The organism is Nonomuraea rubra (genome assembly GCF_014207985.1).
GTDB lineage: Bacteria > Actinomycetota > Actinomycetes > Streptosporangiales > Streptosporangiaceae > Nonomuraea > Nonomuraea rubra.
Genome location: NZ_JACHMI010000001.1, coordinates 6,388,334 through 6,405,756 on the forward strand (window position 1 = coordinate 6,388,334; position 17,423 = coordinate 6,405,756).

At 75.6% G+C, this 17,423-nt stretch carries 6 protein-coding genes and 2 pseudogenes; 7 read left to right on the top strand and 1 reads right to left on the bottom strand.

Features of this window, described 5'->3' with window-relative positions; translation table 11 throughout:
• Positions 1 to 91 precede the first annotated feature (91 nt).
• Positions 92 to 1,267, bottom strand: coding sequence for an acyl-CoA dehydrogenase family protein (locus tag HD593_RS29140; protein WP_185105215.1), 1,176 nt, complete (start codon positions 1,265 to 1,267; stop codon positions 92 to 94).
• Positions 1,268 to 1,439: 172 nt separating this feature from the next.
• Here HD593_RS29140 and HD593_RS29145 point away from each other — a divergent pair, with 172 nt between their 5' ends.
• The 7 genes and pseudogenes from HD593_RS29145 (at position 1,440) to HD593_RS29165 (ending at position 17,414) form a co-directional block, all read left to right on the top strand.
• Entirely contained in the window at positions 1,440 to 2,144 is a 705-nt protein-coding gene (locus HD593_RS29145; RefSeq protein WP_185105216.1) for a DUF4097 family beta strand repeat-containing protein, read from the top strand.
• Between the two features lie 426 nt (positions 2,145 to 2,570).
• The gene (locus tag HD593_RS29150; RefSeq protein ID WP_185105217.1) at positions 2,571 to 7,304 is read left to right on the top strand and encodes a non-ribosomal peptide synthetase; all 4,734 of its coding nucleotides are present in this window, start codon (positions 2,571 to 2,573) and stop codon (positions 7,302 to 7,304) included.
• 113 nt (positions 7,305 to 7,417) lie between these two features.
• Positions 7,418 to 12,886 (top strand): annotated as a pseudogene (locus tag HD593_RS61935) (amino acid adenylation domain-containing protein); the annotation flags it as partial.
• Positions 12,887 to 13,025: 139 nt separating this feature from the next.
• The gene (locus tag HD593_RS61940) at positions 13,026 to 15,434 is read left to right on the top strand and encodes an MFS transporter (RefSeq protein WP_341850713.1); all 2,409 of its coding nucleotides are present in this window, start codon (positions 13,026 to 13,028) and stop codon (positions 15,432 to 15,434) included.
• Between the two features lie 155 nt (positions 15,435 to 15,589).
• A pseudogene (locus HD593_RS61945) lies at positions 15,590 to 16,477 on the top strand (threonine ammonia-lyase); the annotation flags it as partial.
• Positions 16,478 to 16,563: 86 nt separating this feature from the next.
• A complete protein-coding gene (locus HD593_RS29160; protein ID WP_185105219.1) occupies positions 16,564 to 17,076 on the top strand; it encodes an SRPBCC domain-containing protein in 513 nt (170 codons plus the stop codon).
• 35 nt (positions 17,077 to 17,111) lie between these two features.
• Complete coding sequence (locus HD593_RS29165) at positions 17,112 to 17,414, top strand: ArsR/SmtB family transcription factor (protein ID WP_185105220.1); 303 nt, start codon at positions 17,112 to 17,114, stop codon at positions 17,412 to 17,414.
• The last annotated feature ends 9 nt before the right edge of the window (positions 17,415 to 17,423 follow it).

Here is a 17,423-nt window from a genome sequence, read left to right on the forward strand (position 1 = left end):
GGTCCAGGCAGATCTTGGGCAGCGGGAACCAGCGCAGCCTCCGAGGTCGCGCCTGAGCATGGTGCCGCGTGGCGGCGGACTCTGGGGCGGTTCAGGGCCGGGTGTCCTCCAGGGTGAAGACCGTCCACGTCCGGCCCGGGGCCAGCCCGGCCAGCTCGCGGCCGCACTCCGCGAGCACCTGCGGCCCCGACGTGATGTGCGCGGCTCCCGCGCAGACGTCCCTGAAGAGCCGCTGCACGAGCCCGTCGCGCAGCGCCGACGTGCCGCCCGACGCGTAGACGAACCTGCCCGTCTCCGCCACCGTCGAGGTGATGTGGTTGAGCGCGAGCCGTACCATCGTCTCCTGCCGCACGCTGAGGGTCCCGCCCGACTCCAGGGTGCTCTCCACGTCGTCCCACGTCTGGTGGATCAGCGCGGCGGCGGCGCGGAACGCCGCCTCCGCGCGGGCGAAGTCCGTGTGGAAGGCGTCGCTGCCGGCGATCTGCCCCGGGCGGCCGGCTCGGGACGAGGCGTGCCGGGCCAGCTCGTCGAGGAGCCGGCGGCCGATGCCGAGCGCCCAGCCGGAGTGGCAGATGAGTGCCTGGTCGAGAAGGCCGAGGCGGTAGATCGCGCCGCCGCGCAGCGGCCTGTCGGTGGTGAAGTCGTGGGTCTGCGACTCCGGCACGAAGAGATCGTCGATGGCGTAGTCGACGCTGCCGGTGGCGCGCAGGCCGAGTACGTCCCAGTTGCCGAGGATCCGGACGTCCTCGATCGGGTTGACGAAGATCCGGATCTCGCCGGTGCCCTCGATGGCGGCGGCGCTGTGGGCGTACTGGGAGTGCAGCATCCCCGAGGCGAAGCTCCACCGGCCGCTGAGCCGGAAGCCGCCGTCCTCGCGCACGGCCACGCCGGGACGCGTGCCCTGGCCCGCGATCAGCGGCATCCTGGGCCCCTTGAAGATCCGCTCGACGGCCTCGTCGCCCAGGTAGGCGCCGCCCGTGCCGTTCGCGAGCGTGGTGGCCATGACGGCCCAGCCCGTCGAGGGGTCGGCGTAGGTGAGCTCCTCGAACACGCCGAGCAGTTCCTTGGGCGACAGCTCGGCCCCGCCGAGCGGTTCGGGGACCCACATGCCGAAGACGCCCGCCTCGTGCAGCGCGTCCACGACGGGGCCGGTCAGCCTGCCCTGCGCCTCGGCCGCGGCCGACTCGCGATCGATCATGGTGCGCAGGTCGCGGGCGCGCTCCAGCAGGGTGGCGCCACCATGGTGCAGTCGCGGCGTATCGCTCATACCAGGTGCTCCTGTTCGTGATTGATCGCGGCGCTCTCTCCCTCCGTCAGATCACGTGAGCGGCGGCTTGTCCAGACCCGCGCGCGGGAGCCGCCGCCACCGGGTGTCTCAGGGGTGTTCTCAGGGATCTCACCGACGTCCCCTCCGCCCGGATGGGCGAGAATCTTGCGTCATGAGGATGAAGCGTGCGGCCGTGATCGCCGGTCTGCTGGGGGTCTCGGCGGCGCTGACCGGCTGCGGCGCGGGGTTCACCGAGGAGACGGACACCGTGTCGTACGAGGTCGGCGACGACGTACGGGCCCTGCGGGTCGAGGCCGACTCGGGCACCATCGAGGTGGTGGAGTCGCAGCGGCGGGGCGTGCGGGTGACGGAGCAGCTCGTCTGGCGCAAGAACAAGCCGGAGACCGGCCACCAGGTGCAGGGCGGCACGCTGGTCCTGAGCTACGAGTGCCCGGCCGCGTTCGGGTTCGGCGCCGTCGCCACGTCCTGCGACGTGAACTACCGGGTCGAGGTGCCCAGGGGACTGAGCGTCAAGGTCAGCTCCGACTCCGGGACGTTGACGCTGAAGGGCCTGTCCGGCGCGCTGGACGCCCTGTCGGACTCGGGCGCGATCGAGGCCGAGGGGTTGGCGGTGAAGCAGGCGGTGGCCAAGACCGACTCGGGCGACGTCGAGCTCGTCTTCACCGGTGCGCCCGACCGGGTCACCGTCTCCTCCGACTCGGGCAGGGTGACGGTCGGGGTGCCGCAGGGGGCGTACAACGTGGTCGCCACCACCGACTCGGGGGCCAAGGACGTCAAGGTGGACACCGACCCCTCCGCCCCGCGCCGGATCGAGCTGACCAGCGACTCGGGCGACCTCGAAGTCCGCACCCCTTGACCTGCCCCCCCGTGCGGCCGGATCGCCCCCCTCGGCGGGGTGAGCGCCTGATTGCGGGATCGCCCGGGTGAAGAGGATCATGGTGAGCCGGCGCCCCGGAGCAGTGGCGAGGAGGGCTCATGTCTTGCCCCGGTCCGGAGCCGAGAACTCTCCCGTCGCCGCTCCAGGAGGTTTGCGCGTGTTGGACGATGCTGCGCGCAGGGACGTCCCTGCCCGCCTCCCGGGCCGTCCCGAACCGATCGGCCGATGACGCGCAAGCACGATCACGGCAGGTTACAAGCCGGCGGCAAGCCGGGTCACCGATCCTGCTGTGCGGACCATCACGATCTCCGGCGGAGGGGGCCGACAACCGGGCCGCACCTGCCTGCTCCGGCGCGCATGACCGCCCACCCGGGCACGTTCGATCTTGCTAGAGAGAAGGACCACATGAACACGGATGTGAAGGGCGCGAACCGCCTTCTCACAGACTCGCCCGCCCGCCTCCACGAGGCTCTGGAGGCGCAGTGCCGGCGGACGCCCGATCGCGTCGCCGTCGTCGCGGGCACGGTTCGGCTGACCTACGCCGAGCTCGACCGCAGGGCCAACGGAATCGCGCACGCCCTGGCCGCCCGGGGCGTCGGGCGCGGCAAGCTCGCGGGCATCTGCCTGGACCGCGACGAGTGGCTGGTGCCCGCGCTGATGGGGGTGCTCAAGGCGGGAGCGGCGTACGTCCCGCTGGATCCGGCCTACCCGGCGGAACGCTTACGCTTCATGGCCGAGGATTCCACCGTGAGCGCGGTCGTCACGTCGGCGGCGCGGCGCGAGACCGCGCTGCTGACCGGCGCCGAGCCGGTGCTCGTGGACGACGTGGCGCCCGCGGAGCGCGGCCCCGAGGCGCCGGGCGAGCCGGGCGACGCCGCGTACGTCATCTACACCTCGGGTTCCACCGGCCGCCCCAAGGGCGTGGTCGTGGAGCACCGCAACACGCTGAACCTGGTGCGCTGGGAGGCGTCCGCCTACACCGCCGAGGAGCTGAGCGGCATGCTGGCCGGCTCCTCCATCTGCTTCGACGCCTCCATCACGCAGATCTTCACGCCGCTGTACGCCGGCGGCACCGTGATCGTGGCGGACACCGTGCTGGCGCTGCCGGCGCTGCCCGCCCGCGACGAGGTGCGCACGGTCTTCGGGGTCCCGTCGGCGCTGTCCGTGCTGCTGCGCGAGCCGCTGCCGGACGGCGTGCGCATGGTGCTGTCCGGCGGCGAGCGGCTGACCGAGGCCCTGGTCGGCCGGATGTTCGCCAACCCGGGCGTGCGCCGCGTGCTCAACATGTACGGCCCCACCGAGTGCACGACCGGCTCCACGATGTTCGAGGTGACCCGCGACCACCGGGGCGAGCCGCCGCTGGGCGGGCCGATGGCGGGCGCGGTGCTCAGCGTGCGCGACGCCTCCGGCAGGCCGGTGCCGGACGGCGAGGTGGGCGAGTTGTGGATCGGGGGGCCCGGCGTGACGCGCGGGTACCTGGGCCACGAGTCGCCGGCGTTCCGCACCGAGCCGGACGGCAGCCGCGTCTACCGCAGCGGCGACCTGGTGCGGTGGGCGGACGGCGAGCTGCGCTACGTGGGCCGCGCCGACGACCAGGTCAAAATCCGCGGCTACCGGGTCGAGCTGGGCGAGGTCGAGTCCACACTGGACCGCCACCCGGCGGTGCGCCGCGCCGTCGTGCTCGCCCACACCGACGACGACGGCATCGCCTACCTCGCCGCGCACGTGGCGGCCTCCGGCGTGACCGAGCCCGAGCTGCGCGACTGGCTGCGCGCCCGCCTGCCCGACCACCTGGTGCCCGCCAGGATCGGCGTGACGGGCGACCTGCCGATCGGCCCCACCGGCAAGGTGGACCGCGCGGCCCTGCCCAGGCTGGGCGCCGCCCGCACGGGCGGCGCGGCGCCGATCGCGCCCCGCACGGCTGACGAGCGCCTGGTGGCCGGGGTGATCGCGGACGTGCTCGGCCTGCCGGAGGTGGGCGTGCACGACCGGTTCGCCGACCTGGGCGGTCACTCGCTGGCCGCGGCCCGGGTGGTGACCGAGCTGTCGCAGCGGGTCGGGCACACCGTGCCGCTGGCGACGTTCCTGACCGAGCCGACGGCGGCCGGGCTGGCGGCGCGCCTGCGCGAGCCCGGCTCCGCGCCGGTGCGCCGGTACGGCCTGACGAGACATCCGCTCACCGCCACCCAACGCGAGTTCTGGACGTTGCGGCAGCTCCATCCGCACAGCCCTGTCACCACGGTGTCGGTCCGGCTGCGCGTCAGCGGCCCGAGCGCCGGCGGCGCGGCGCTGCGCCCGGCCCTGGACGCGGTCCTGCGCCGGCACGAGGCCCTGCGCAGCACGGTCTCCGTCGGCGAGGACGGCGTCCCGTACGCGGTCGTACACCCGCCGGTTCCCGTCCCGCTGGTCGAGCACCCGGCGGGCGCGGACCCGGCGAAGGCGGCCAGGGCCGCGGCGGAGCACGTGTTCGACGTGACGAGCGAGGTGCCGCTGCTCCGGGCCAGTCTGTGCCCGGCCGGCGACGGCGTGGCCGAGCTGGTGCTCGTGACGGACCACCTGGCCTTCGACGGCGGCTCGGTCGGCGTGCTGATGGAGGAGCTGGCCGCCGGGCTGGCGGGCGAGCCCGTTCCGGAGCCGGCGGTGCAGCTCGGCGACGTGGCGGCACGCGAGCAGGAGGAGCAGCCGGACCTCGCGCGGCTGCGGGAGTTCTGGCGCGGCGAGCTGGACGGGGCGCCGGTCGCCGGGCCGCCGCCCGGCGACCTGACGACGCGCCGGGTGATCCGCCCGCTGACCGGGGAGTTCACGGCCGGCGTGGCCGCGCTGGCCCGCGCGTGCGGCGCGACGCCGTTCGCGGTGTACCTGGCCGCGCTCGCCTTGGCCTCCGGGGAGCCGGACACGCTGGTCGGCATGGTCGCGGCGCGGCGCGCCAGGCCGGAGCTGGCGCGGGTCGTCGGGCCGCTGGTCGACACCGTGCCGGTGCGGCTGCGGCCGGACGCGGCGCCGACCTTCCGCGACCTGGTCAGGCAGGCCGCGGACGCCGCCACGCGGGCGCTGGTCCATCAGGAGGTCCCGCCTGCCGGCCTGCCACGGGCCCCGGTCCTGCTGGCCATGCAGCACGCCGGGGTGCCGGTGCGCGCCGGGTGCCTGGAGCTGCTGACGGAGGTGGGCTCGGGCGCGGCGGTGCACGAGCTGAGCGTGCTCGTCAACCGCACCGCCGCCGGTTCCGAGCTGCACCTGGAGTACGCGGTCGCGCTGCTGGGCCGGGAGGAGGCCGAGGCGTACCTGGACCGGCTGCTGTGGCTGCTGCGGCGCGCGGTGGCCGAGCCGGACCTGGAGGTGGCGGCGTTCGAGCCGGTCACCCCGGAGGAACGTGCCGCGCTGCTGGCCCGCGCGGCCGGCCCCCGGCTGCCGGACGATCTGGTACCGGTGCCGCTGATGCTGGCGGCGCACACGACGGGCACCGCGGTGGCCGGGCCGGACGGCGCCTCCCTGAGCTACGCCGAGCTGAACGACCGCGCCGACCGGATCGCGGCCGGGCTGCTGGAGCGCGGGCTGTCGCGGGGCGACGTGGTCGGCGTGCACCTGCCGCGCGACCGCATGTTGCCGGCGGTGCTGCTGGGCGTGTGGCGGGCGGGGGCGGCGTACCTGCCGCTGGACCCGGAGTACCCGGCTGAGCGACTGCGCCTGCTGGCCGCCGACGCGGGGGCGCGCGTGGTGCTCACGCGCGGCGAAGCGGGCCTTGTGATGTCCCCTGGCGGAACGGCGGTTCTCGACGCGGACCGGCTCGCGGCCGGGCCGCGCGCGGACCTGCCCGAGGTCGGCCCCGACGATCTGGCGTACGTCGCCTACACCTCCGGCTCCACCGGCGCCCCCAAGGGCGTGGAGGTCACCCACGGCAGCCTGGCCGCCCTGGTGGCAGGGACGGTCTCGACGCTCCGCCTCGGCCCGGCCGACGTGCAGCCCGCCGTCGCGCCGCTGAGCTTCGACACCTCCGCCTCCGAGCTGTGGAGCGTCCTGGCCGCCGGCGGCACGTCGGTGGTGGTGGACCGGGGCACGGCCACCGACGGGCACGCGCTGGCGGAGCTGATCGCCACGAGCGCGGCCACGGTGATCGACCTGGTGCCGACCTCGTACCGGATGCTGATCGCGGCCGGCTGGGCGGGCGGCCCCGCGCTGCGCGCGGTCGCCGGCGGCGAGGCGCTGGACCCGGGGCTGGCCGAGCAGATCCTGGCCAGGGCCGGCGAGCTGTGGAACGCCTACGGGCCGGCCGAGGCCACCGTCACCTCGACGCTGCACCGGGTGCGCGGGCACGGGGCGGACCGGGTGCCGATCGGGTCGCCGATGCCGGGCGAGCGGGCGTACGTGGTCGACTCGCGGCTGCGGCTGGTGCCGCCGGGCGCGGTCGGCGAGCTGCTGCTGGGCGGCGCCGGGGTGGCCCGCGGGTACCGGGGCCGCCCCGAGCTGACCGCGGCCGCGTTCGTGGCCGACCCGTTCGCGCCTGACGGCCGCTGCTACCGCACGGGGGACCTGGCGCGGTGGCGGCCGGACGGGACGCTGGAGTTCCACGGCCGCCGCGACCACCAGGTGAAGGTCCGCGGCTACCGGATCGAGCTGGGCGAGATCGAGGCCGTGCTGCGCGAGGTCACCGCCGCCGCGGTGACCGTGGCCGGTTCGGGCGCGAACGCCCACCTGGTCGGCTACGTCGCGCCGGAGACGGCGGACCTGGCCGCGATCGAGCGGCACGCCCGTTCCCGGCTGCCCGGCCACATGGTGCCGCGCCGCTGGGTCACGCTGCCGGCCCTGCCCACGCTGACCAGCGGCAAGGTCGACCGCGACGCGCTGCCGGCCCCGGACGACGGGCCGGGCGCCCCGAAGGTGGCACCGGCCACCGACGCCGAGCGGCTCGTGGCCGCCGTCTGGTCCGAGGTGCTCGAACGGCCCGAGGTCTGGGCCGGCGACGACTTCTTCGCCCTCGGCGGGGCCTCGTTCGCGGCGACCAGGGTGGCCGCCCGACTGCGCGAGATGTTGCAGGTCGCGGTGCCCGTGCGGCTGCTGTTCGACCGGCCGGTGCTGGCCGACTTCGCCAGCGCGCTGGAGGAGCTGCTGGCCGCCGATCTGATGGGGGGGAACGAGGGATGACCGAGGTACACGAGGACCGGATCGCCGAACTGGTCCGGTCCAGGCTGGCCGCCGCCCTGAAGCGGACCGAGACGGCCCCGGCCCCGGGCATCCCGGCGACGTCGGCCACGGACATGCCGCTGTCGCCCGCCCAGGAGCGGCTGTGGTTCCTGGCCCAGCTCGAACCGGACAGCAGCGCCTACAACGTGCCGCTGACGCTGCGGCTGAACGGCCCGGTGGACGTCGCCGCCCTCACCGGCGCGGTGGCGGACCTGGCGGAGCGGCACTGGATCCTGCGCGGCGTCGTCGAGGACGGCCGCGTGCGGCCCGTCGCCGCCGTACAGGTGCCCGTGGTGGACGTGGCGGATCCGGCGGAGCTGGAGCGGGAGCTGGCCGGGCACGCCTGGCGGCCGTTCCGCCTGGACGCCGAGCCGCCCCTGCGGGCCACGGTGTTCCGGCTCGGCGACGACGCGTGCGTGCTCGCGCTCACCCTGCACCACATCGCCACCGACGCCTGGTCGGAACGCGTGCTGCTGGACGACCTGTCCCGCCTGTACGCCGCCCGCCTCGGCCTGGAGCCGCCCCCCGCTCCCCCGGCCCTGCAGTACGCGGACGTGGCCGCGTGGGAGGCCGGGCGGCCGGACACCGGCCTCGACTGGTGGGCGGAGCGGCTGGCGGGCCTGCCGCCGGTGCTCGACCTGCCGCTGGCCCGGCCGCGCCCGCCCGTGCCCACCTGGGAGGGGGCCGCGATCGCGGTGGAGGTGCCGCCGGCGCTGTCGGCGAAGGTGCGCGCGGTGGCGGGGACGTCGCCGTTCATGGTGTTCCTGGCCGGGCTGCAGGCGCTGCTGAGCCGCCTGTCCGGCGTCGACGACGTCGCGGTCGGGGTGCCGCACGCGGGCCGGCACCACCCCGACGCCGAGCGGGTCGTCGGCTGCTTCATCAACACGCTGGTGGTGCGCGGCGACACCTCGGGCGACCCGACGGGTGCGGAGCTGCTGGCCCGGGCGCGCGCGGCGGCGCTGGACGCGTTCGCGCACGCCGGCACGCCGTTCGAGCGGGTCGTGGAGCGCCTGCAGCCGGAGCGGAACCTCGCGGTCACGCCGCTGTTCCAGGTGATGCTCAACGTGTACGACACCGGCGCCCCGGTGACGCTGCCCGGGCTGGAGGTCGTGGCCGGGTCGCCGCCCGCCCCGACCGCCAAGTTCGACCTGAACCTGGAGCTCGGCGACGACGGCACCCGCTTCTCGGGCGAGTTGCGTTACCGCAAGGACCTGTTCGACGAGGCCACCGTGCGGCGGCTGGCCGGCTGGTACCTGGAGCTGCTGGACGGCCTGCTCACCGACCCGGACGCGCCCGTGCGGCTGCCGGCCGGCGCCGACCTGCGCGGCGAGGGCCCGGCCGTGCCCGTGGACGTGCCGCTGCACACGCTGGTCGAGCGGGTGGCCGACACCTGCCCCGACGCGGTCGCGGTCGGTTCGCTCACCTACGCGGAGCTGGACCGCCGCGCCAACCAGGTGGCCCACTGGCTGCTGGCGAGCGGGGTACGCCCGGAGGAGCCCGTCGGCGTGCTGCTGGAGCGGCGGCCCGAGCTGGTGGTCGCCATGCTCGGCGTGCTCAAGGCGGGCGCGGCCTACCTGCCGCTCGACCCGGTCTACCCGGAGCGGCGCAACAGCGCGGTGGTGGCCGACGCCGGGGCGCGGATCGTGCTCACGGACGCCGAGCTCGCCGCCGCGGCGGGGTCGCCGGACGAACGTCCCGGCGTGGCCGTGCGGCCGGAGCACCTGGCGTACGTGATCTACACGTCCGGTTCGACCGGGCGGCCGAAGGGCGTCGCGGTCGAGCACCGGCACATCACGCACTATCTCGGCGCGGTGGCCGGGGTCATTCCCGCGGGCATGACCTCGTACGCGCTGGTCTCCACCGCCGCCGCCGACCTGGGCATGACGAACGTGTGGGGCGCGCTGACCACGGGCGCCACCCTCCACCTGATCGACCACGAGACGGCCACCGACCCGGCCGCGTTCGCCGCCCGCCTGGCGGCGCACCCCGTGGACGCGATCAAGATGGTGCCCAGCCAGCTCGAACTCCTCGGCACCGCGGCGTTACCCGGCAAGCTGCTGATCCTGGCCGGTGAGGCGGTGCCCGCGGACCTGGTGGCGCAGGTCGGGCAGGCACGGCCGGACCTGGAGGTGCAGATCCACTACGGCCCCACCGAGACCACGGTGTCGGTGCTGGCCTGCGACGCGGGCCAGGCGCTGGCCGGGCTGGGCCCGGGCCGGACACCGCTGGGCCGGCCGCTGGCCGGCGTGGTGTGCCGGGTGGCCGACCCGTCCGGGCGGGCGCTGCCGCCCGGCGTGCCCGGGGAGCTGTGGATCGGCGGGCCCAGCGTGGCCCGCGGCTACCTGGGCCGTCCCGACCTCACCGCGGAACGTTTCACCGGCGGCTGGTACCGCACCGGCGACCGGGCCCGGGTGACCGGGGACGGGCTGATCGAGTTCCTGGGGCGGATCGACGACCAGGTGAAGGTGCGCGGCTTCCGCGTCGAGCCGGGCGAGGTGGCCGCGGCGTTGCGGGCTCTGCCGCAGGTCGGGGAGGCGTACGTGCAGCCGGTCGGCGACGGCCTCGACCGGCGCCTGGCCGCCTGGGTGACGCCGGAGACGGCGGACGTGGCAGAGCTGCGGGCGGCGCTGCGCGAGCGGCTGCCCGACTACATGGTGCCGGCCGCGATCGGTGTGCTGGAGGCGTTGCCGCTCACCCCGAACGGCAAGGTGGACCGGGCGGCGCTGCCCGTGCCCGAGGCGGGGCCCGCGGTGCGGGTGCCGCTGGGAACTCCCGGTGAGCACCTGGTGGGCGAGGTCTGGGCCGACGTGCTCGGGCTCGCGGAGGTGTGGGCGGACGACGACTTCTTCGCCCTCGGCGGGCACTCGTTCGCGGCGACCCGGGTGGCCGGGCGGCTGCGGGAGCGGCTGGGCGTGGCGGTGCCGGTGCGGCTGCTGTTCGAGCACCCGGTGCTGGCCGACCTGGCCGCCGCCCTCCCCCGCCCGGCCGCCGCCGCGCGCGTGCGGCGCGAGCTCGCGGACGGGCCGGTGCCGCTGTCCGGGGTGCAGGCCAGGCTGTGGTTCCTGGCCCAGCTCGAACCGGACAGCAGCGCCTACAACGTGCCACTCGCGCTGCGGCTGACCGGACCGCTCCAGCAGGAGGCGCTGCTGGGGGCGGTGCGCGACCTGGCCGAGCGGCACCACGTGCTGCGCGGCGTGATCGACGACTCCGGCCCCGAGCCGGTCATGGTGGTGCGCGACGCCGGCGCGGTGCCGGTGTCCACCGCGCGCGTGGACCGGTCGGAGGTCGAGGACGTGCTGGCCGCGCACCTGGCGACGCCGTTCGCGCTGGACCGCGAGCCGCCGATGCGGGCGGTGCTGCTCGCCGTGGACGACGGCGAGCACGTGCTCTCGCTCACCTTCCACCACATCGCCACCGACGCGTGGACGCGGGGGCTGCTGCTGTCGGAGCTGTCCGGCCTGTACGCCGCCCGCCTCGGCCTGCACCCGCCGCTCGATCCGCCGCCAGCGCAGTACGCGCAGGTGTCGCCGGAGCCCGACCCGGCCGACCTGGACTGGTGGGCCGGGCACCTGGACGGCCTGCCGCCGGTGCTCGACCTGCCCACCGACCGGCCGCGCCCCGCCGTGCCGGACCCGGCCGGCGCCGCGATCGAGCTGGAGCTGCCGGCCGGGCTGAGCGAGCGGGTCAGGGCGGTGGCCGCCGCCTACCGGTCCACGCCGTTCATCGTGCTGCTGGCCGGGCTGCAGGCGCTGCTGGCCCGGCTGTCGGCGAGCGCGGACATCGCGGTCGGCGTGCCGGTCTCGGGCCGCGACCACCCGGACACCGAAGGCGTGGTGGGCTGCTTCCTCAACACCGTGGTCGTACGGACGGACGTGGGCGGCGACCCGACCGGGCGCGACCTGCTGGCCCGCGCGCGGGAGTCCGCGCTGGGCGCGCTCGCGCACGCGGGCACGCCGTTCGACCGGGTGGTGGACCGGCTGCGGCCGGAGCGGAACCTGGCGGCCACGCCGCTGTTCCAGGTGATGCTCAACTACGTCCCGGGCGTGGCGGCACCGGAGCTGCCCGGCCTGGAGGCGTCGGAGATCCACCTGCCGGAGCTGACCACCAAGTTCGACCTGAGCTGGCACGTCGTGGACGAGGGGCCGGGCGCGCCGCTGCGCGGCGGGCTCGCCTATCGGACCGACCTGTTCGAGCCGGGCACCGCGGCCAAGCTGACCCGCTGGTACGCGGCCCTGCTCGACGGGCTGCTCGCCGACCTGGACACGCCGGTGGGCGCGGTGCCGCTGGAGCCGGTGACCGGCCCCGCCGTGGCCGGCGGGCCGCCGCCCGAGCCGCCCGCCGGGGCGGTGCACCACCTGATCGAGCGCTGGGTGGACGAGACTCCCGGCGCGCCGGCCGTGGTGGGCGCCGACCGCGCCCTGACCTACGCGGAGCTGGAGGCGGCCGCGAACCGGATCGCGCACTGGCTGCTGGAGGCCGGGGTGGCCGCCGACGAGCCGGTCGGCGTGCTGCTGGAGCCGGGCGCGGACCTGGCGTGCGCGCTGTTCGGCATCCAGAAGTCGGGCGGCGGCTACCTGCCGATGGACCCGGCGTACCCGGCCGCGCGGATCGCCGCCATGCTGGAGGCCGCCGGGGTGCGGGCCGTGGTGACGGTGAGCGAGTTCGCGGGCCTGATCGGGGACGGGCGGCGGGTGCTCGCGCTCGACCGGGCACCGTCCCTGCCGGAGACCCGCCCCGACGTCGAGGTACGGCCGGAGCACCTGCACCACGTGATCTTCACGTCGGGCTCCACCGGCACGCCGAAGGCGGTGGCCGCCGAGCACGGCGGCGTGCTGAACTACCTGGGCGGGATGCTGCCGCGCATCGGCGTGCCCGGCGGGTCGTTCGCGGTGGTCTCGACCCCCGCCGCCGACTTCGGCCTGACCTGCGTGTTCGGCGCGCTGACCACCGGCGGGACGGTGCACCTGGTGCCCCGCGAGACCGCGATGGACCCGGCGGCGTTCGCCGGCTACCTGGCCGAGCACCGGGTGGACGTCGTCAAGTGCGTGCCGAGCCACCTGGAGCTGCTGGCCTCCGGCGGCGACCTGGCCGCCGTGCTGCCGGGCGAGCTGCTCATCCTGGCCGGCGAGGCGTGCCCGTGGGATCTGGTGGAGCGGGCCCGGGCGGCACGGCCAGGGCTCAGGATCCAGAGCCACTACGGCCACACCGAGTCCACCATGATCTGCCTGGTGTGCGACACCGAGGAGATCCCCGCCGCGCGGCGGACCGGCATCGTGCCGCTGGGCCGCCCGCTGCCCGGCGTGTACGGGCACCTGGTGGACGCCGCCCTGCGCCCGGTGCCGCCCGGCGTGCCGGGAGAGCTGGTGGTGGGCGGCCCGGGGGTCACCCGGGGCTACATCGGCCGGCCCGAGCTGACCGCCGAGCGGTTCGTCCCCGACCCGCTGACCGGGCAGGGGCGCTGCTACCGCAGCGGCGACCTGCTGCGGGTCACCGCCGACGGGCAGATCGAGTTCCGCGGCCGGGTGGACGACCAGGTCAAGGTACGCGGCTACCGGGTGGAGCTGGGCGAGGTCACCACCGCGCTGCGGGCGCTGCCGCAGGCAGCTCGCCGCCTGGGTGACGCCCGCCACGGTGGAGGCCGCGGCCACGCGCGCGGCGCTGCGCGAGCGGTTACCCGACTACATGGTGCCCGCGCACGTCGTGGCCCTCGACCGGCTCCCGCTCAACCCGAACGGGAAGATCGACCGGGCCGCCCTGCCCGAGCCGGTGGCCGAGCAGGCCGCGTACGCGGCGCCCGCGACGCCGGAGGAGGAGCTCGTCGCCCGGGCCTTCGCCGGGGTGCTGGGCGTGGCGCGGGTGGGGTCGGGCGACGACTTCTTCGCCCTCGGCGGCGACTCGTTCGCCGCGGTGCGGGCGGTCAAGGAGATCGGCCGCGGGCTGCGGGTGATCGACCTGTTCACCCGGCCCACCGTGGCCGAGCTCGCCGCGTTCCTGGGCCGCGAGGACGGCGGCGGGCTGCTGCACCGCCTGGGCGGCGGCCGGGCCAGCGAGTTCACGCTGGTGACCGTGCCGTACGGCGGCGGGTCGGCCGCCGTGTACCAGCCGCTGGCCAGGGCGCTGGGCGACCGCGTCGAGGTGCTGTCCGTGGAGCTGCCGGGCCACGACCCGGCCCGGCCGGACGAGCCGCCGCTGCCGCTGGACGAGCTGGTGGGCGTTCTGGCCGCCGAGGTGGCCGCGACCGCGTCCGGCCCTGTCGCGATCTACGGCCACTGCGTGGGCACCGCGCCCGCGGTCGCGCTGGCGCGCCGGCTGGAGGCGGACGGCGTGCCGGTGCTGGGCGTGATCGCCGCCGCGAGCTTCCCCGCGGCCCGGCTGCCCGGGCTCGTCAGGCGGCTGTTCGGCGGCGACCGCTGGGTGTCCGACCGGATGTTCCGCGACGCGCTGCGGGCCTCGGGCGGGCTGCTCGACGACATGGACGAGGCCGCCAAGCGGACCGCCGTACGGGCCATGCGGCACGACGCGGACCAGGCGCAGGAGTGGTTCGGCCGCGAGCTGGCCGGGGACGGGGAGCCGCTGCGTGCCCCGATCCTGAGCCTGGTCGGCGAGCGCGACCGCGCCACCCAGCTCCACGAGGAGCGTTACGCCGAGTGGGCGGCGTTCGGCCCGCGGGTGGAGCGGGCCGTGCTGCCCCGGGCCGGTCACTACTTCCTGCGCCACCAGGCCGAGCCGCTGGCCACGCTGCTGCTGGAGCACCTGACCCGCTGGTCGGCCGGACGGCTGCCCGGCCCGGTGGGCCCGCCCGAACGGACCGGGCTGCGGCCCTTCTACACGGTCGCGGGCGGGCAGATCGTCTCGGCGCTGGGCACGGCGCTCAGCTCGTTCGCACTCGGCGTGTGGGCCTACCAGCGCAGCGGCGAGATCCTGGACCTGGCGCTGGTCACGATGCTGGCGCAGATCCCGGCCGTGCTGCTCACCCCGCTGGGCGGCGCGCTGGCCGACCGGGTGGACCGGCGCAAGATCATGCTGGCCTGCGACGCGCTGTCCGGCCTGGCCATGGTGGCACTGGTGCTGCTGCTGGTCACCGACCGGCTGGCGTTCTGGAACGTCTGCGCCATCGTGGGCGTGACCTCGGTCGTGTCGGCGTTCCAGCAGCCCGCGTGGCTGGCGGCGATCGCGCAGCTCGTGCCGAAACCGTACCTGCCGCAGGCCAACGCCCTGGCGAACGTGGGCTTCGGCGCGGGCAACGTGATCGCGCCGCTCGCGGGCGGCGCGCTGATCGGCCTGTTCGGGTTGTCGGCGGTGGTGGCCGTGGACGTGGCCACGTTCGCGATCGGCGTGCTGACGCTGCTGCTGGTGCGCTTCCCCGACCGGCTGTTCCACCGGCGCGAGGAGACGTTCGCGGCGGCGCTCAGCGGCGGCTGGCGCTTCCTCCGCAGGCGGCGGCCGCTGCTGGTGATGGCGCTGTACTTCGCGGTGGTCAACTTCTGCACCGCGCTGATGTGGGTGCTCGTCACCCCGGTCGTGCTGGCCATCGGCACCTCGGCGGACCTGGGCGCGGTGACCGCGATCGGCGGTGTCGGCGCGGCCCTGGGCACCGCCGTGGTGCTGGTGTGGGGCGGCACGCGGCGGCGGGCCACCGGGATGGTCGGCTTCGTGATCGGGTCCGGGCTCGGCGTGGTGCTCATGGGCGTGTGGCCGGTCGTGTGGCTGGTCGCGGCGGGGTTGTTCGTCCGGCTGGCGTGCATGAGCATCGGCAACGCGCACTGGTTGTCGATCATCCAGGTCAAGGTGGGGCCGGAGCTGCAGGGGCGGGTGCTGGCGGTGAACATCATGATCGCCACGGCCATGCAGCCGCTCGGCTTCCTCTCCGCGGACCCGCTGGCGGAATGGGCCGGGCGGTTCGCCGGCGGGCCGGGCGGGGGCGCCGCGGCGGTGCTGCTCGCCAGCGGCGTGTTCCTGGTGGCGTGGGGGCTGCTGGGGCTGTGGTACCGGCCGCTGCACCACCTGGAGGACCTCGTCCCCGACGCCGCGCCGCCGTCGGAGGCCGCGGCCGACCTCGACGCCGTCCAGGAGAGGGTGCTGAGCGCATGAGTGCCGAGCCCATGAGTGCTGAGCCCATGAGTGCCGAGCCCATGAGTGCCGGGCGCGTGAGTGCCGACGCCGTCCAGGACACGGATGCCGAGCGCGTGACGCTCGTGACCGCGGACGACGTGCGGGCGGCCGGTGCCCGCATCGCGCCGTACGTGCGGCGCACGCCGCTGGTGCGGCTGCCCGGCGAGCGGCTCTGGGTCAAGCCGGAGAACCGGCAGCCCACCCGCTCGTTCAAGGTGCGCGGCGCGGTGCACGCCGTGGGCCGGCTGGCCGGGCGCGGGGTACGGCACGTGATCGCCCAGTCGTCGGGCAACCACGCGCAGGCCATCGCCTACGCCGCCGCCGAGCTGGGGTTGCGGGCGACGGTCGTGCTGCCGGACACGGCGCCGGAGCTGAAGGTTCGCGCCGCGCGCCGGCTCGGCGCCGAGGTGGTGATCGTGCCGCCCGCGCTGCGGGAGGAGGCTTGCCTGGCGCTGGCCGACAGGTTCGGGGCGACGGTGGTCGGCTCGGATGCCTTCGACGTCATCGCCGGGCACGGCAGCGCCGGGTCCGAGATCTGCCTGGACCTGCCGGACGCGGGTGCCGTACTGGTGCCCGTCTGCAACGGCGGCCTGCTGGCCGGGATCGCGGTCGCCGTCAAGGCGGCCGACCCGGCGATCCGGGTGATCGGCGTCGAGCCCGAGCTGGCCGCCGACGGGGCGGCCAGCTTCCGGTCGGGCACGCGCACGGCGTGGCCGGTGTGGCTGACCTACCGCACGCGGGCCGACGGCCTCCGGGCGCCGGTGCTCGGCGCGCTGGCGTGGGAGCACATCCACCGGTACGTGGACGACATGCTGACCGTGACCGAGGAGGCCATCGGCGCGGCGGCCGGCCTGCTGGGGCGGGAGCTCGGGGAACGCGCCGAGCCCAGCGGCGCGGTGGCCACGGCCGCCTACCTCACGCACCGCGCGGAGCTGCCGCCGGGGCCCGTGGTCGCGATCATCTCCGGCGGCAACGTCGCGACCGGCACGCAGACCAGGGAGGAGCTGGTGCGCAGCACGTAACCCCGCCGGCCATGGCCTCCGGTTGCAGTTCATATTTCCATAGGGAAATATGAACTGCGTTCTGGTCGACAGCTGGAGGAGAACCCATGACCGACGCGACCCTGGAAACGATCGATGGCCGCCCGGCACTGCGCTTCGAACGCACGCTTCCCCACCCGGTCGAGCGCGTGTGGCGGGCGGTCAGCGTACCGGCGGAGCTGGAGCGCTGGATGCCCGCGACGGTCGGCTGGACGCCGGCCAAGGGCGAGACCTTCGAGTCCTACGGCGCGACCCTCGAGGTGACGGAGGCCGCCGCACCTCACCGCCTGGCCTGGACCTACGCCGGCCAGCCCCACGGCTTCGAACTGACCGCCCAGGAAGGCGGCTGCCGGCTGGTCTTCACCCACGTCCTCGACGACCGTGCGAGCTCGGCGCAGACGGCCACCGGGTGGCACGCCTACCTCTCGCGGCTCGACCGCCACCTCGCCGGCGGATACCTCTCCGAGGAGGAGGCGCACCAGGGCTGGGCGGAGACGCACGAGCGTTACGCCGAGCGTTTCGGCGTGGACCCGGCGCCGGGCCGGCGCTTCGCCGAGAGCCTGCGCGCCGGCCGGCAGTGAGGCCAGATCATATCGCCGCCTGGTAATATGATCGGATGAGCATCTTCGCCGCCCTGGCCGAGCCGCACCGCAGGCAGATTCTCGACCTGCTGCGCGATGGCGAGCGGCCCGCCGGAGAGCTGGTGGAGCGGCTCGACCTCAGCCAGCCCGGCGTGTCCAAGCACCTCAAGGTGCTGCGCGAGGCCGGGCTCGTCACGGTGCGGGAGGACGGCAAGCGGCGGCTGTACGCGCTGCGGCCGGGCCCCCTCGCGGACGTCGACCAGTGGCTGGAGCCCTACCGCGTGTTCTGGTCGAGGACCCTCGACACCCTCGAACGGCACCTGGAAGAGAACCCCTGACCACCGGGC

Excerpts from the sequence above, each read along its gene's own strand:
- HD593_RS29140 (WP_185105215.1), bottom strand. The coding sequence starts at position 1,267 with ATGAGCGATACGCCGCGACTGCACCATGGTGGCGCCACCCTGCTGGAG.
- HD593_RS29145 (WP_185105216.1), top strand. The coding sequence starts at position 1,440 with ATGAGGATGAAGCGTGCGGCCGTGATCGCCGGTCTGCTGGGGGTCTCG.
- HD593_RS29150 (WP_185105217.1), top strand. The coding sequence starts at position 2,571 with ATGAACACGGATGTGAAGGGCGCGAACCGCCTTCTCACAGACTCGCCC.
- HD593_RS61940 (WP_341850713.1), top strand. The coding sequence starts at position 13,026 with ATGGTGCCCGCGCACGTCGTGGCCCTCGACCGGCTCCCGCTCAACCCG.
- HD593_RS29160 (WP_185105219.1), top strand. The coding sequence starts at position 16,564 with ATGACCGACGCGACCCTGGAAACGATCGATGGCCGCCCGGCACTGCGC.
- HD593_RS29165 (WP_185105220.1), top strand. The coding sequence starts at position 17,112 with ATGAGCATCTTCGCCGCCCTGGCCGAGCCGCACCGCAGGCAGATTCTC.